This is a genomic window from Paenibacillus sp. FSL K6-0108 (genome assembly GCF_045040695.1).
Classification (GTDB): domain Bacteria; phylum Bacillota; class Bacilli; order Paenibacillales; family Paenibacillaceae; genus Paenibacillus; species Paenibacillus pabuli_B.
In genome coordinates this window covers 603,066-619,439 of sequence record NZ_CP150288.1, presented here as the reverse complement: position 1 = coordinate 619,439, position 16,374 = coordinate 603,066, and the positions used below count along the sequence as shown (strand labels likewise).

At 49.6% G+C, this 16,374-nt stretch carries 17 protein-coding genes; 1 reads left to right on the top strand and 16 read right to left on the bottom strand.

The annotated features are described in order from the left end of the window. Nucleotides 1-13: 13 nt before the first annotated feature. The 14 genes from MHB49_RS03065 to MHB49_RS03000 form a co-directional block, all read right to left on the bottom strand. Nucleotides 14-1,312 carry a M16 family metallopeptidase gene (locus tag MHB49_RS03065; RefSeq protein ID WP_405154982.1) on the bottom strand — a complete coding sequence of 433 codons (1,299 nt, stop codon included), beginning with the start codon at nt 1,310-1,312 and terminating at the stop codon, nt 14-16. A 22-nt stretch (nt 1,313-1,334) separates the two neighbouring features. Further along, on the bottom strand, nt 1,335-2,315 hold the full coding sequence (locus tag MHB49_RS03060; protein WP_405154981.1) for a hypothetical protein: 981 nt from the start codon (nt 2,313-2,315) through the stop codon (nt 1,335-1,337). Beyond that, nucleotides 2,312-3,496: an arginase family protein gene (locus MHB49_RS03055; protein ID WP_405154980.1), complete on the bottom strand. Its 1,185-nt coding sequence runs from the start codon at nt 3,494-3,496 to the stop codon at nt 2,312-2,314. Before MHB49_RS03055 ends, MHB49_RS03060 begins: the two co-directional genes overlap by 4 nt. 48 nt (nt 3,497-3,544) lie before the next feature. After that, nucleotides 3,545-4,909 (bottom strand): MATE family efflux transporter, encoded by a 1,365-nt coding sequence (locus MHB49_RS03050; protein ID WP_405154979.1) that lies wholly within the window; start codon nt 4,907-4,909, stop codon nt 3,545-3,547. Nucleotides 4,910-4,928: 19 nt separating this feature from the next. After that, nucleotides 4,929-5,897: a hypothetical protein gene (locus MHB49_RS03045; protein ID WP_405154978.1), complete on the bottom strand. Its 969-nt coding sequence runs from the start codon at nt 5,895-5,897 to the stop codon at nt 4,929-4,931. Then, nucleotides 5,890-7,047 (bottom strand): acyl-CoA dehydrogenase family protein, encoded by a 1,158-nt coding sequence (locus MHB49_RS03040; protein ID WP_405154977.1) that lies wholly within the window; start codon nt 7,045-7,047, stop codon nt 5,890-5,892. Before MHB49_RS03040 ends, MHB49_RS03045 begins: the two co-directional genes overlap by 8 nt. After that, nucleotides 7,047-7,790, bottom strand: a complete 744-nt coding sequence (locus MHB49_RS03035; protein ID WP_405154976.1) for a hypothetical protein — start codon at nt 7,788-7,790, stop codon at nt 7,047-7,049. The genes MHB49_RS03040 and MHB49_RS03035 overlap by 1 nt, the downstream gene beginning before the upstream one ends. A gap of 28 nt (nt 7,791-7,818) precedes the next feature. Beyond that, nucleotides 7,819-8,763, bottom strand: coding sequence for a 3-oxoacyl-[acyl-carrier-protein] synthase III C-terminal domain-containing protein (locus tag MHB49_RS03030; protein ID WP_405154975.1), 945 nt, complete (start codon nt 8,761-8,763; stop codon nt 7,819-7,821). Nucleotides 8,764-8,781: 18 nt separating this feature from the next. After that, complete coding sequence (locus MHB49_RS03025; protein WP_405154974.1) at nt 8,782-9,633, bottom strand: hypothetical protein; 852 nt, start codon at nt 9,631-9,633, stop codon at nt 8,782-8,784. 26 nt (nt 9,634-9,659) lie between these two features. Then, nucleotides 9,660-9,920, bottom strand: coding sequence for an acyl carrier protein (locus MHB49_RS03020; RefSeq protein ID WP_405154973.1), 261 nt, complete (start codon nt 9,918-9,920; stop codon nt 9,660-9,662). Nucleotides 9,921-9,938: 18 nt separating this feature from the next. After that, nucleotides 9,939-11,225, bottom strand: coding sequence for a diaminopimelate decarboxylase (gene lysA / locus MHB49_RS03015; RefSeq protein ID WP_405154972.1), 1,287 nt, complete (start codon nt 11,223-11,225; stop codon nt 9,939-9,941). Beyond that, nucleotides 11,225-12,613, bottom strand: coding sequence for an ATP-grasp domain-containing protein (locus MHB49_RS03010; protein ID WP_405154971.1), 1,389 nt, complete (start codon nt 12,611-12,613; stop codon nt 11,225-11,227). The genes lysA and MHB49_RS03010 overlap by 1 nt, the downstream gene beginning before the upstream one ends. Further along, complete coding sequence (locus MHB49_RS03005; RefSeq protein WP_405154970.1) at nt 12,552-13,562, bottom strand: 3-oxoacyl-[acyl-carrier-protein] synthase III C-terminal domain-containing protein; 1,011 nt, start codon at nt 13,560-13,562, stop codon at nt 12,552-12,554. The genes MHB49_RS03010 and MHB49_RS03005 overlap by 62 nt, the downstream gene beginning before the upstream one ends. A gap of 114 nt (nt 13,563-13,676) precedes the next feature. Then, nucleotides 13,677-13,967 (bottom strand): hypothetical protein, encoded by a 291-nt coding sequence (locus MHB49_RS03000; RefSeq protein WP_405154969.1) that lies wholly within the window; start codon nt 13,965-13,967, stop codon nt 13,677-13,679. 167 nt (nt 13,968-14,134) lie between these two features. Here MHB49_RS03000 and MHB49_RS02995 point away from each other — a divergent pair, with 167 nt between their 5' ends. After that, on the top strand, nt 14,135-15,385 hold the full coding sequence (locus MHB49_RS02995; RefSeq protein ID WP_405154968.1) for a helix-turn-helix domain-containing protein: 1,251 nt from the start codon (nt 14,135-14,137) through the stop codon (nt 15,383-15,385). A gap of 131 nt (nt 15,386-15,516) precedes the next feature. On the opposite strand, the gene MHB49_RS02990 is transcribed toward MHB49_RS02995, so the two are convergent. Both MHB49_RS02990 and fosB read right to left on the bottom strand, forming a co-directional pair. Further along, nucleotides 15,517-15,741: a hypothetical protein gene (locus MHB49_RS02990; protein ID WP_405154967.1), complete on the bottom strand. Its 225-nt coding sequence runs from the start codon at nt 15,739-15,741 to the stop codon at nt 15,517-15,519. 103 nt (nt 15,742-15,844) lie between these two features. After that, nucleotides 15,845-16,264: a metallothiol transferase FosB gene (fosB, locus tag MHB49_RS02985; protein ID WP_405154966.1), complete on the bottom strand. Its 420-nt coding sequence runs from the start codon at nt 16,262-16,264 to the stop codon at nt 15,845-15,847. Between the last annotated feature and the right edge of the window lie 110 nt (nt 16,265-16,374).

The following is a 16,374-nucleotide window of genomic DNA, read 5'->3' as shown; positions in this document are numbered from 1 at the left end:
ACTCCTCCTACACCTATGCCGAATATTCGCTCTCAGGATATAAAATCCAAGTTACTGCTTTTTTTAATCCGGAAGCCACCTCTGCCACTTGCTCGGAAGTCACGCCCGCTATGGCATCCAGAAATTGCGGGGTGGTCATATGGACCTGATTGAGCAGTCGATCGATATGGAGGGTGACAACCTGCTCAGGCAGATCGTAGCCTACCTGCACATAATGCATCACATTCTGAATCGCTCGGTGCAGCTCCTGCTGACGGATGTCTCCGTCGCATAATTTCAACCACTCCTCATCGATCGCTTCTAGAACCTCTGTTGCATATCCGCTGCTTGTTCCCGTTGTCACATGAAGCGTTCCGCGGTAATCATCCAGTGTGCTGTAGATCTGGTATACCCATTGCTTTTGTTGACGAAGTCCATGCTGGAGCCTTGAAGCTGGTGTGGCGCCAAACAGCGAATGAAAAAGAAACAAGGCAGGATAGTTCGAGGCCCCATAATCTACTCCAGTCGCAAAGGCCACATTAATTTTGCATTGCTGTACATCCATTAGCTCCATCATCAATTCGCCTTCTTCCCGCGGCCCAGCAGACTGTTGGTCTCCTGTTACAATCGTGGCCCGCTTGTCATTCATGCCTCCCACAGCTTCATCCAATGTCCGAAATGTAGATAGGACAAGCGCTATCATGGGATCGGGCTCGAAATCGCCGATAACATGAACATGGATTGGACAACGCAGCACCTCTCTATACCATTGCAGCAGTTCACCCTCGCGAACACAATGCCGAAGCTTCTCAAGCTCTGTAATTCTGCCTCGTTCAGCAAATCCCAGCCATTCCATACAACGCCCCCGCACTACCATGTCCCATTCAGAGACATCGTAACCGGCGTGATGCTCTGCCCACCTGATCTCTTCCTGTACCTGCATCTCATCAAAATCAAAACCACCCTCGGAGGCTGGCCACAGCATTAGCTCCGCAAGCAGTTCCAGCGCATCCTTCGTTCGCGCCTCTGGCTGGGGTAGCACACCTCCGGGAGTACGCAAACGGACACACGCTAGCTGAGCATCCCCCTTGTACTCAAAATGGCATCTGGGCTCGTCCGCATAAAGGTTCCATAAATGCTGGCGCAGCTGTCTTTTGTCCAACAAGCCTGGCCATGGATGAAGCAGCAGACGAACAATGACCATAAACACTGCTGCAGGAATTCTCTCCTGTTCGTTAACAATACTGAGATGGATGTAGCGGCTTGCATATTGGCGTGTTGGCATCACATGAACCGACAGCTGATGGCGCTGCTCTGTAATGAATGACTGCATCCTGCTCCCCCTTATCTGGCGGCTAACCCAAATTGTAGATCATGCCACTCTCGGTATTCAGCCCAAGCTGACCGAATCCATCCAACGGTCTGGAGAACCAGTCCAACCGACTCTCTGCTTCATTGGAACGAATCGGAATCTCATCCTCTTTCCAGCGAATAACCTGCTGATGGTGCCGATCCCAAAATCTCCAGAGTGCAGGCTGCTTCCACAGCTGAGCACGAAACGGCTCATATACGCGTTCTGCTGATACCTGAATATCCTCTTCCAATGTGAAAGGAGGCAGAAAGACGATCTTGGAACGGAAATCTTCGGTTAACGTCATAAAATAGGGACAAACCGGCTTGCGGGTCTTCGCCAAAATGCGAAATATTCCGCTCCTCGTCCGAATCCGCGAGCTAAGAAAAGGAAGTTCCACTGCGCGGTTATCCGCATTGAATCCGGTCTGTCCATCGACAAAAAGATTGAACGAACCTCCCTTCCGCAAATGGGAGTACAACCGGATACCAATCATTTCATCCTCTGCATTAAGCAGCTCAGCTCCAGCATACTGCCGAATGGAGTTCCAGGCCTGCAGCTTATGCTCCTGCTCCACGGTACCTTGCTCCGCTACCAGGTAAAAGGGGAGTTTGGCTTTTACATGCCCTGCGCGGATTTCCTGTCCAATTGTAATCATATTATGTCTGACAAAACCATAATGCCATGTCAACAACGCCCCACCTTCCTCAAGCGTGCTCCTCAGATGCTCTCGTCCCTCTACCTCATCCCACTCCATAAAGGAAAACGGACTTTTTTTGTGTTCGTCAATCGTGCGCAAAAAAGCCAGATAATCCATCCAGATCGCCTCAGGAGATGTTGGCGGCTGAAGCGGTGCAAGCTCCTTAACAATATTCATCAACGCGTAGAAGTAGCCCAGTTGAATACCGTCTGTCTTTTCCTTGTCGAGCTGATCCCTTACCTGTTCCCGGTGAAACGTATATAATGATCGCAAATCCTTCATCATCGCGTCTCCTTTGTCCCATTATTCATGAATGCTCCCGTTCCCGACAGTATACCTTCCCTGACTGCATCCCCGTCGACAGGCGCAGCAAATCGGCGACGATTCCGGTCAAGCCCATCCAGCATATAAGCCAGCATGCGAAGCGCCAACTCGTATTGTCCTGGAATGTGCCTGTCCGATTGCACACCCTGTCCTTCAACCATATCCATACCGAGATAAGGAAGCGGAACCTCCAGCGCTGCAACAACGCAATTTCGAATGTTTTGCCAGGTTGGCCCTCCACCAATGGGAAAATCAACATAAGGAAAGCTTCCAGGATCAAGACAATCCAGATCAAAGGTCAGGTAAGCTGAATCGATATCGTATCTCTCCCGAACCTCATTCAGAACGCTGCGTACCTTCTCCGGTGTCATTTGCTCCGCTGATATCTGCATCAGACCCGGATGCCTGTACATTTGATCCGCCGAGCGAAGACCGCGCAGACCGATCTGTACAACGGCCTCAACATTCCCATCTTCCAACAGATGTCTAACGAAATTGGAGTGACTGGGCAGTTCCTGATGAATCGCATCAATGCCGCAATCATGATGCGCATCGAATTGAACCAGAATCCTGCGGCTGCCTGCAGCCTTCGGCATCCGTTGAAGCACACCATGTGTTATCGAATGATCACCCCCTATGCAGCACAGCAACGCCTGATGTTCTCTGGCATGCTCCAGAGCTGAGACAATCCCTCTTATATAGGGCAGTTCTGCAGGATTATCCGTTTCATCCATAAGGCAAGAACCCCAATCCTGCATGATTACGTCTTCAAGCAAGCGCATTCCATTTCCGATATCATATAATCCCGAATTCCCTGATTCTTTTAATGACGGATACAATATTTTCTTATACGATTCTGTACGTAATGCATGCGCAAATCCGGATACGGAGGAATGCTCCAAGCTTGTTCCACCGGAGTAGGGAATGCCCACGATACAGAGTTTGGGCACCTGCTGTCCGATACGTGGCTCATACAAAAAAAAAGGGACCTCCGGGGGTTCAATCCCCGGCAAATCCGGAGGGAATCGCGGCTCCAGCGTGTGCTCAGGCTCAAGTTCATAGAACTGGCTGAATGTCTCATCCGCAGCAATCCATGTATCTCCGATGCGACGTATGAGATATGCAGGTTCGGAATGTTTCATGCAAGATCCTCCTGTACGTGTTTAGAGTCAAGTCCATGTGGAATATCCCTAATTGGAAAGAGCTGCTTCTTGCTCTGTCATCCCTGTCTCGTATGCTGACGGCTCTACATAATCCCGCTTTAACCTCCGCATGAAAGGCAGGAAGAAAGACATGCCTATAACGTTCATGCCAGCAATAACGCCATAGAAATAAATAACATGATTGAACAGACGAGTCAGTCCCCAACCGAATAATATAATGAGCAGAAAATATATTGCATTAAGAAACATGGCCTGATACCCGCGCCCGCTCTGTTCCATCGTAAGCAACGTGGTCATCATCGGGCCCATGCCAATATAGGAAAGAGCAACCACAGAAAGATAACGTGCGGCTTCCGCACGAGATGCCGCGTCTTCAATCAGGAATGCAGTAAGCGGTTCTCTCCATACCCAGATTGCAGTAGCAAGAACTGCATAGAGAGCGAAGGATTGCAGCAGTCCTTGACGGTAACTTGCGTAAGCTCTTGGTCGATGGGGCGACTGCAGATTATGATTGATCATGATGCCAATAGCCGAACCAATTACAATGCCAGGCAGAATCGCCATCGTCTGGATTCGATAACCAACACCAAAACCGGCAACCGCACCTTCGCCAAAGTGGCTAACGATTTTATTGAAGAAAAAGGTACTTAGAAAAATCATGCAGTATGAGATGAAAACGGGAATCCCTACATGCCTGAGGGCAACAAAATGCTTTTTAGCAAAAACAATGCGTTCCATAACTACTTCTTTGCGAATGAACAGAATTAACAGGGAGATGACCAAGGATAATGTCGATGAGATCAAGTTGGCATACACGATCCCTTTCAGATTTAGTCCGAACATGGATACAAATATATACACAAGCGAAATATTCAGGATTGCCACGCCTACCGAATTCCACGAAGCAGCTTGCACCCGACCCAGCCCCCGGAGAGCCGCACCACTTACTGCTGCGAGAACAGCCGGGACGCTCGCGATCATCATGCCCCCCACGTACAGCGTAAACATGGGAGCAATATCGGCAGGCACGGCATAAAACCACGACAGCGCAGGTGCCAAAAGCATCACAATGCCGCCCGTAAGGATCGCAAGCAGCACTGCACTGCCCATCATATGGACAAATAACTGTGTAAAAGCCTGTGAACCTCCGGCACGACTGCGTGCCACCGCCACCTGAACCGAGAGCTGCATCGCTTCAATGATCGCAATCATAACGAAGGAGACCGGAATGTACAGCGACAGAACATAGAGAACACTCTGGCTCGTATGTCCCATGAAAAAGACGTTGGCCAGTTGCGTAACTACATTGACCAGCGAAGCAAGCAGCATCGGAACGGCAGTTCGTAACAGTAAACGATGGATCGAACCGGCCGTATAATCGATCCCCTGCATGGTGATTCACCTCCACAATTCACGATGTCCTGATTTCCTGATTTATTTCAATTCTGCTGAGCAGCGGCAGATGGATCACATTTACACAGCAGGCGGATATCAAGCGATCGCCGTCCCACGAGACGAGCACAGCCCTTTCTCCCGGTTTGATCACGCCTCGCTGCAGTTTATCCGCCAGCTGTATCCACACATCCCCGCTCTGATAATCTGCATGTGGCACGCAAACGGTCTTGGCAGGGCTAATATGCAAAATGGAACCGCCGCTCATGTGCAGCCCCAGCTTCGACTGAAGAATAATATGTTCAGCTGTCCAGCCATTCATCAGTTCACGGATAATACCCAAGACCTCGGAGGTGAAAGAATCGGGTTGGCTCGACTGAATGATCCTTTTCCCGGCATAGCTTACCTGTAATGCGCCTTGAGCAGCGCACGCCTGAAGGGCAACCGCCATATCGGCCGTATCGCCGAGCTCCTCGGTTTTCAGTCCGTACCCGGTCTGATCATCGTCATGAAGTACCCGCTGTTCCACCAGTACAATGGCAGCACGCTCCTTCCGACATATGCTCCACTGAGCCGCCTGAATGGCTTCAGTACCGGCCAGTGCACCCATATGTGACAACCCAAGGGGATAATCAACATGCCAGGCTGCCGTTTCGAGCATACGGGCAAGCGGGGCATTCAGAGCATGACGCTCGGGACAAGTCTGTGCAAAAATCATCCAGTCCCAGTGCGCCTTCGTAGATAACCGTTCCATCACCATGAGCGCAAAATCACCAGCAGTCAGGCGCTTCCCATCTGCCATGAGTGAACGGGTCAGCGTTGCCACGCGACCATAATAGTGATCTTCCATATATATGTGTGGCGAAACGTAAAAATAATCATCTGGCGTTGGCCAGTCCAGGGTATATAGATGATCCTCCGCGGTTAACCAGCAGATATGATCCACATAAATGGAGTCGATGCCAGCATTGTGAAAGGTATCAGGCATGCTGCATCTTCCCGTTGGCATAGGCTTGGAACACATTGATTTTCTGAATGGACGTTGTCCCTTCCATAAACTCAAAGGCTCTGGCATCGCGATACCATTTGTTCAGCAAGGGATGTTCCATCATGGAACCGGGTCCCATCATGCCCAATGCCAATTCCGTCGCTTCCTCGGCCAGCGCAGCTGCGCGAATTTTGCTAAGAGAAGCTAGATATCCTTTCTGGGCATCATGATCAATCTCTGCAGCCGCATTGCGAATCATGCTGCGAAGCGAATGCAGACGCATCTCCATTCTCTCCAGCTCCATCTTCTCCCGCTCCTTGAAAATGGATCTGTGCTCCAGCACATAATCGTACGCAGCCTGTGCGACACCAAGCGCCAACGCTGCTACGCTCGGGCGCATGCGATGAAATGTACGCAGTGCTCCCCATAATCCCCGCTTGGTAGGACTAAGATGACGACCGAGGATATCCTTCTCTTCCAGCGGGAAGCTATCAAACTTCAAATGACTGATCTGCAGCGCACAGAGTCCCATCGTATCCAGTGGGGTCGCCGTAAAGCCCTTCAGCGCGGGATCAACAAGCGCGATCTGAATGCCGAGAGGTGTTCGATTGGTTTGGGCAAATACAAGTCCGACCCGTGCACGGCTTCCATTACCGATATAGATTTTATGGCCATTCAGCTCCATTTCCCCGCCGGTATGACGAGTGATACGTGTACCTATGTCCGTGGCATCCGAGCCCTTTTCCGGCTCTGACATGGCAAAAAAGGCCCATGACGCGCCCTTCAGAAAATGGCTATAAAAACGTTCCTTCTGTTCCTCATCGGCGAGATCCATCATGACAATGCTGGACATCGAAGGACCCGGTCCGCCCAGAAAAGCTCCGGCATCTCCTATGGACAACTTCTCAATAGTGATCACCCTCTCCAGGGAGGAGAGTCCATAATATCGTTCATTGCCTATGGTTACGATCGGTTGACCGCCATACTCCGGCGGAATCATCATATGATTAATGGCCCTCATCGAAGGCAAATGCAAAAATTCATGAATCCGTTCAGGCTCACGGTCAATTACAAGACCAACATCGCGCAGTTCCGCAGCGTACTCTTTCATGACATGCTCAAAAACCGCAATGGTTGACGGTGTAATCATCAATAATCCTCCTCGCCTGTTAACAGCATGTTTTTCACCAGTTGGCCTGTATATATATAGGAAGATACACCCTGTCTCAAAAATCCAAAGCCTCCACCCAAACGCTGAATCTGTCTGAAAGCCTCATCCAATTCCCGATGAATCCACTCGTGGACCCGGCGTAACGGAAGGTCTGGCTTCGCTGACAGGTATTGGTCTTGAGGCAGCGTTTCCGCCATGTAAAGCGTTGTCAAAACATCGGCGACTATGCCTTTTACCAGTTGATGCTGAAGGGTGGACTGACCGCCGGATATGCGACCGGACAGATGTCTGCGCATCTGCTCCAAACCAGCCTTGCACAATTCGGCTCGAAATTGGAGCAACCTTGTTCTCAAAGTGTCGTCCCAGGTCGTCGATCCCTTATCATTACAGGACTCGTGGGACTCCTGAGGCTCGGTAAGCGAATTGAGCTGTACACGGTATAACTGAATCCCGGAAGGCTCAAGCATCCGATCCTGCACAAGCACCACACGTAAATGATCCCAACGGTACAGCCCCCTTGCAGCTTCATGCCAAATTATAGGCTCTTGTTCAACCAGACTGGCTGTCGCCAGCATGTATGCCCCTGCAGCCAAAAGCACGGGACGATCGTTCCACCGCACGGTTGCATCCTCCAACAATTTTGAGATTGGAGCAACAGGTTCACCTGCCGCTTGCAGGCCCACGGATCTCGCCCCCGCACTCTGGAATTCAATGACATGCATTGCCACCCCTCCTGTTCACTCGTTCTTCTTATTCTCCATGCCCCACCAATGCAAAACCAAAAAAACTGCCCAGTCCAATACTAACCATGACAGAGCGTCCCTTCCTGCAAACCCAGTCCTGTTCCAGTCCGGAGTTCAAATTAATAAACGGATCCGTGGAGAAGGTATGGCCGATTCGCTGAATGTTATCCAGATAGATCCGCTCCTGCTCGAACCCCGTTCTTCGCGAGAATTCCTTCCAGGTCGTCCAGTTGACATTATGAGGAAAGATATGATCCACATCCTGAAGAGTCAAGCCTTCCTTGGACAGCAGCTCTTCCATGCCTTGAATGATATAATCCACATACAATCGATTAAATGCCGTGATCTCATCCGCGGTGGCGTGATAGCCCGTATGAAAACGGGTATCCCGAAAAATATGTGTCGCCTGAACGACGTGCTGATGACTATTCCTACTTAACAGAACGGCTACGGCGGAATCGCCCAGGATTGCCGATTTGCGTAGATAGCGCCATTCGGGAGGCAGAAAATTGAATTGATCGGCACAAACAAGCAGCACATTCTCAATGTGAGGCTGTGTTTGTGAAAGACGTTCCAGCCATTGAAGAGCCGCTATCGACGAAGCGCAGTTCATCTGGGACATGCCATAGAAAGGTACATGTTCCATTCCGAAACGCTGCAGTACACGCTGTATAAGCCTGTAATCACCGGGTGTCTGTACTTGAAAGGAATGGACGTAGAGTACAAGGTCAATTCCGGAGAGGGGCTGTTTGGTCTGGAGGCGTTCCACAGCCAGCGTAATCGTATCATCCAGCATCTGACTTGGCTCCGTCACAGGCACGCCTTCCAGGTGATGGCACTTGCGCAAAAACTGAAGTTCACCCGTTCCCAACTCCAGGGCAGCCAGTACCTCTTCCGGCTGCTGGATCTCTTCAGGCAGGTAGACCCCAATATCCACAATACCGAATGCCACTGTGCTTCCTCCTTCCTGTTACTGACCATCCATCCTTGCATCGCCGGTTTGAATTAACAACGCGTGAATGAATGAATCGGTTTGCTCCAGATGCATAAGGCATATGTACTCGTTCCCGTCCTTCTCCTTCAGAAGCTCCTGTAGCGCGAAGAACGGTGCTGCACTCCAGCGTGAAGGATCGTAACACCCCTTCCATCCACACGCTTCGTACCAGGGAGTGCCCGCACACTGCTGCTCCAAATCAGGATGGATGAGCAGGGTAATCTGACTCTGGTGAATGGATGCGTCACTGCATAATCGTTCCATCACCAGAGCCGCTGTATCGGATATAGACTGGTCGGCATATCGCATCTCCACACCCAGCAGACAAGGCCCACTGCCTGTCATTCGGTCAAGCAAAATGACTGCAGCCGTATCCGGCCCAGACGATTCGTTCAATTCCATCGTTTCATAGGGGAGAGCCGTCTGGTCCATGATCAGCAGCATGCCTGTATTGAATCCCTCCCGGTTCAAATAATGCTGAAGCATATGAAGTGCGGCAAAGGGGGCGCCAAAACCAAGATCGTTTACCGCAAAGCTGATAAAGCGCGCTTGATAGCGATCCATCAAATAATTCACGATCGAAATATCGGGACGAATATTCGGGAAATTGTAAGCAAGCAGCAGCACATCCACATCCTGCATAACCTGGTCAAGCCCTGTCGCTTCCAAAAGCTCCACGCTCATGTCGTGATAGGCATTGTTGTTGCGCTCCTGCAAAAGCTGAACATCATACTTTACCGGAGTATCTGCAAACATATCCCGGTGCAAGCGCAATAAATCAGGATGCTCGAATGGAGGATGGCTTTCCAGGAAAAGCCTGACCCCCATCTCCCGAATGGCAACAGGCGAAGCCATCAAGCCGCAATCAGCTGCTTCTCGATGTAAGCAGCCAAAGAGCCTACTGTATCGAATACATCCGGCTCCAGCTCGTCCGGATCGATCTCCAGACCCTCAATCCGGTCCTCAAGCGTCATCAGCAGCTCCAGAACCGAAGTCGAATCCAGATAAAGTTCGTCAAATAAAGAAGTACTCAATTGGATATCCTGTCTGGCTTCCGTATTCAATACTTCAGCGATGGCACCCCTAATCTCTTCAAGCAATAATGCAGTTGTCATGTTCATCATCTCTCCTTATTAATTGGTTATTGCAGTATTGGACACTTGTATCAAACGCTGTTTGCCCAGCAGATCCTCTGGGGTATCCCTATCGCGAATCAGATGGGCCTCTCCGTCGACAATTAGAACTTCAGCAGGACTTCCGTGACTTAGAAAGTGCGTTGGAGAGGCTGTTGGTCCATAGGCTCCGGAGTGAAACACGCCAATCAAGTCTCCTTGCATCACAAGGGGAAGCTGCACGCGTTTGCCCACAACATCATTGGGTGTACACAAGGGACCCGTGATATTGTACTCGGTTACAGGTGCTTCTCCATAACGCGTCAGGGATGCAATCGGAAAGTTACGCTTCACGTACGATCCGGTGCCTACCGCTGCCATATGACAGTTCGTTCCTCCATCCGTCACGACAAAGTTCTCTCCATACGATTGCTTGACGTACAAAGCGCGGCTGACTAACATGCCGGAGGTTCCTACCAGATAACGCCCAAGTTCCATGAACAATCGGGTGTTTGGATGCCCAAGACGAAAAGCTTCGAACTGCGGATTCAACTGTTCCGTCAGGGATGCAATGGACAAAGGCTGCTCACCTTCATGATACGGCACACCCAATCCTCCACCGACATCCACCATGCGCAGCGTAATATCAAGCTCTTGTTCAATGCGCTCAGCCAGATTCAGAATATGACGGGTGTTCTCGGCAATCGGTTCTACCTCCAACATGCGGGTTCCCATGTATACGTGAAGTCCCATGATCTCCACATGGGAGCAGCTCTCGAACAGCTTTCTCCCCTGGAACACACTCTCTTCATCGATGCCAAACTGGCGCGGTTTCCCGCCCATAGTCAGCCTCGATCCTTTCACAGAAAAGGAAGGATTCACTCTTAGCGCCACCGATACGATTCGCCCTTCGCTGGCGGCAATCATCTCAATGCGCTCAAGCTCCTGGAATGATTCGCATACAATCGCATAAATGCCATAACGTATGCAGGCGGCAATTTCTTCATCGCTTTTTCCTGGCCCAAGAAAAATAATGCTGCTTGGTGCTGCTCCTGCCTTTAGAGCCGTGTGCAATTCCGTTAGGGAGCACACCTCCGCCTGCGCGCCCATCTCTTGCAGCATGTGTACAATCGAAACATTCGGGTTGGCCTTCAATGAATAAAACAGTTCCACATGGGGAGTAAGCGATCCCCTAAGCTCCTGATATACCTGTTGCAGGACATCCCCGTCATACACATACAGGGGTGTCCCGAATTTCTCGGCTATTTCCGAGATGGGCAACTGCTGAATCTGATATTCCGCAGACATCACATCACCTCACTTATCGAAGTTAAGACGGCTTCTACCGATTCGTCGATGGCACGCAGCCGTTCGGAGGAAGACGCAATAATAACGCCATACAGACGTCCGGAAAAAAGACATCCCTCACTTTTGAATGCCGCATTGACCGTGGCAAAGTTGTTGATGAACAGCCCTTCGCCATTCTCCGGTGTGAACATTAGCCCACCCAGTCTGGAACGCAGCTCTCCGTATTCCAGCAAACGCTTGAGACGAAGTGTGTATTTTTTGGCGAGACCGAACATGCCTTCTGGGAGCCAACGGTCTTGAATGTTCGTCTGGTATGTAGACATGTTAAACCTTGCATTGATCTCAAGGTTGGGCCAAATTGTGCCGTCCTCATCCAGTATCGCGTCCATGCCGGCGATGCCGTAATATCCGTCCCGATGCAAGGCGGTACCGATTCGCAAAGCCGCCTCTTGAATGATGCCAAGCTGAATGTCACTCAGGCGAGAAGGCATAAGATGTCCCTGATGCACGCCCTGTTCTACCAACGACTCCTTTACACCGAGGAATTCGACTCCGCCGGACCGATCAATGAGGATCTGATAGTTCAGGTCACAGATTTTGTCGATCCATTGCTCAAGCACGTAATTGACCCTGCGAATATCCTTTTTACTCGCCTGCTTCTCCAGCAAGCTCATACATTTGTAAAATCTGCTTTCATCAGAGATCACGGTAATGCCTTTGCCCGACACGCCCATGGAATCCTTCAGCACAAGGCGTCCACCCTGCTCAAGCACTGGCTTCAGGCGTTCAAAACTGGATGCAAGCTCTTCCAGGGATGTACATTCTGCGCCTGGAATTTGGCGAATGCCCAGCTCGGCGTTAAGGCGGCGCGAATACCCCTTGTCATTCACCTTGCGGAACACGTCTGAGGAGGGAACGGCAAGAGGAATTCCGGTAATGCGTGAGAGCTCTTCTTCCTGTTCCGATGTCCCGAAGGGGACCAAATACGTAGGTGTGTCGGGATTCTTGGACAGCTGACGCAGCTTGTCCAGCGTATCTGGACAACTGAGAAGATTAGCAGTGATGTTCAGTGCAGGCTCGTTGCATTTCGCAGCAATGCAGCGCGACTGGCCAAAGCCCAGTGAATGCGCCTCTGCCATGAAGGCTTGATCCGGCAGACTCTTGAGCAAAATGATATCGTTCTCTCCGGCCAGAAACAGTCCCAATTCTTCCATCCGGTTCACGACGTCTGAAGCCGAGCCTATGCTCAATGAAGGCAGCTTAATAATCCCCTGATCACCCCAATATTCCTCAACCTCAAAATTGTTCAGATATACAAAAGTAACATTATGCCGGCCCGTTAACGCCAACTTCAACTTGCTCGAAAAATCGGTCAACACTGTCGTCACGACCATCGCCTCCAATTCCTGCATATTGCATTACTGCTACGCTGAAGGTAACCCCTAGACCAACTGTAACAAGCAGATAATAATCATCCGGTTGCAGAAGCTCCTGCTCCAGAACAGCTTGGAGGTTGATATACGGATCCGAACAGAAGCAGTGACCAATCTCCTGCACATTCGATGTATACATACGTTCGAGGGGATACGATAATCGGGCGGCTACCTTTTTCCAGGAGGATAGATTCACATTGTGCGGTACGATATATCGAATATCCTGCAGTGCAAGTCCCGCCTGTTCCACTGCTGTAAGAATGGCATCGCATAACCGCGGTGTGTATATCTCCTGAAATTCCCTTTGTAGTTGAGGATTTCCCGTTAGCACATTACAGTACTGACCGAGCGTAATATTCGTAAGACCAACCATACGGCTTCCATCTCCGATATTACCGACCAGGACAGCCGCGGCTGCCTCTCCCATCACGGTTGTGTTGGGAATCAGCTGCACAACGGGGCTAAACGTTTTTTCCCCTGTCAAAATTAAAATATGATCATCCGCTTCCAATGAAGGCAGCAAAGTCTCGGCAACATTCAGGGCAACCAAACCCGATGCACAGTTCTGCTGCGTAAGTGAAAACGCGATGGCATGTTGCAATCCGTATGCCTGTTTCAAACCTTGCAAAACTTTCATAGGAAAGGGGAAATTTTCCTGAATTGTGTGGCAATAAATGATATACTTAATCGAAGCAGGGACTGTGTTTCTATGGTTTACCACTTGGGTAAGTACACGTCCGAGTAAAGCCGCCAGATCTCCGTCCTTGTCTTGCCGAACCTGTTTTAAACCATGAATTTTTTCCAGTACTTTTGTCTGGGCACTGTTGAGTCCCAGAGCATCATTCAGTTCCCGGATGGGGACGATATGTTCTGGAATGTAAGACCATATTTGCTTAATTTGCATCGGCTCAAAACACCTCGTTATCACCAACGTGCGAATCTCTCTGAATATAGGGAGAGAGAGCTTCCACGGAAGCTCTCATCTATGAATCTAACGCAATACGCTAAGTAAGTAAGATCAGGCACGAGCTTCTGCTGCGCGAGCCGCTGCCGCACGAGCTTCTGCTGCGCGAGCTGCTGCTGCGCGAGCTTCTACTGCGCGAGCTTCTACTGCGCGAGCTTCTGCAGCACGAGCTTCTACTGCACGAGCTTCTACTGCACGAGCTTCTACTGCACGAGCTTCTACTGCACGAGCTTCTACTGCACGAGCACTGACTTCACGAGTCTCACCCTGTACATTAGCTTCCAATTGCGCTGCTTCTTTACGTTTCAGTTGCTCCAGTGTAATGGGAGTCGCTTTAAGGACCATTCATTTCTCCTCCTTTCATCTTGGATACCATCATTCTATAATCTCTCAATTTGGAATTAAACTGTAAATGGAGGTAAATAACCCCCTTACACCCCTTACCTCATGTATCTTCCCACTCCATGAAATCAACAATAATTCACAATTCTAGTAGACGGCGGTGAATGAACATGGTCGGACCCAAAATCCGGGAAATCCGGGAGCAGCTTGGACTCTCTCAAAAACAACTGGCAGGGGAGGATATGACGCGCTCCTATATCAGCCTTATCGAAAAGGGCAGAGCCGTTCCTTCCCAACGTATGTTGAAGATTATTGCGAAACGATTGAATACGCCCATTGAGTATTTTTTGGGAGGAGATACAGGGACAGATACGGATATCGGTGAAGCCGTGTTGGACAAAGCAAAGGCCTATTATCAGGAAAACAACGACCGTGCCTGCATTCGCATGGGTCACAATGTGCTCAAACTAACCAAGGATACGCTGGACCAGACAGATGCCTATCTTCTCATCATGCGCAGCCATAATCGAATGGGGGAACATCGGGAAGCCATGGACAAGGGCGAAGCCGCCGCCTTTACAGTAACCCGCACCGGAGATCGAGAACGCATTGTGCAATATTATCTGGAGATGGGGCGATCTGCCTTTCACGCAGAACTATTCCACGCGGCCCGGAAATATTATGAACAGGCGCACATTTATAGCAGCAGGCTTAAACACCTTCATGAGAATCATATTCGTGCAATGACCTACCTTGGAACGACTCATTTGCGCTTGGGGAATGTGGATCAAGGGCTGGATTTCTATCACAAAGCAGAAAAGGAAGCCCGAATGACAGGACAGCAGGAACTCTATGGCGAGATTACACTTGGTTTGGGCAAAGCCTACTATATGTCTGAACAGGACGGGCATCTCTCATTAAGCCAGAATTGGACCAAAACCTCGGCAGAATCATATAAACGGGCTAAGAGTGAATCCTATGTGCTTGCCCTTCACAATCTTGCTGTAATTCAGCTTCATATTGGGCAAAAAAAAGAAGCCCTTCCCTTGCTGACTGAATGCGCCGATATATACGACAAACGCAATCTGCCCGACAAGAAGGCTTCCATATTGGAGGAAATGAGTAAAATCTATCTGGAAGAACGCGAGCCGCTGCAAGCAGAGGCCACCATCAAAGAAGCCCTTCAATTGCTCGATCAGCGAGATGAGGGGATACTGAGGGCAAAATTATATCGTCTTCTCGGTCTGGTGTACCACGAGAAAGACAATCCGAATGAAGGGTATTACTTTCTAAGAATGAGTCACGACCTGCTAAAACGCATTTATGCAGAGCGTGAGGCCAATATCAGCCATCAATTACTCCTCATGAGCAAGCAGAATCGTAAAATGGAATATAACGACTACAAGTCATTTATCAAGTAAAGACAAATCCTATCTTCTTCTAACAACTGAAAATCCAAACGAAAAGGTTTTATGGAATTAGGGTCTCTGTAACAGAGGCCCCATTTTCGGCCTAAACCTCCAAAACGGACAGGACTAAATATACATATTCATCAACGAGGGACTGGGTCATTCAGATCAAGCAGCGTTACAGGTGGAAATTCATAATTCTGTTCAACCGAAACTTCAGCAAACCCCGTACGTTCCCCCGTATTGGGAATTCCCCCCGTAAAAACGGAAACCAGCATGACTGCGGCCATGCAGAGTCCACTTGCAATTACCCGTAATTTGTATCCTTTGCTCTCCACGCCCATCTCTCCTTCTGTATCGTTTGGCATTAGATATATCCTATATCCTCGGTGAACCTGAGATTTATTTTACGGATAATTGCAGTGACATTAAATACGTTAATTACCATTTACCTCCATTTACACAGTGGTCTTATGGATAAAAGGTCATATGAGGTTTGTCTTCCCGGTAATAATCCAGCCTTTTTTTCATATTTCCGGTATGCAGCTCGAACAGATGACCATCGGGATCGGTAAAATAAACAGATAATGCATCCTTCGGGTCGCGTGGTCTTCCGGGAAGGATGTCAGCTCCAGCCGCTCGAAGCTGCTGTACAGACTCGTCGAATTCCTCTTCTTTTACGGTAAATGCAATATGTGTATACGTTCGTTCTGTATAGTTGCGAATGACGTCTTCCTGATTTAAAGCGATCCATAGTCCGGCAAGTTCGAAGTACGCCAGCTTTCGGCCTTTCACCTGAATACGGGCACCGAGAGCCTGCTCAAAAAAGGTAATGGACCGTTCCAGATTAGATACGGAAAAGCACAGATGGTTAATCCCCTGAATATTCATTGGACTCCTGACACCTCCACATTTAATGAACTGTTGCAATAGCTACATCCTTATTATGGTATATTTTGCGTTAAAAACAAATATCCTTCTCCCGCCTGCCGCACCTTTTC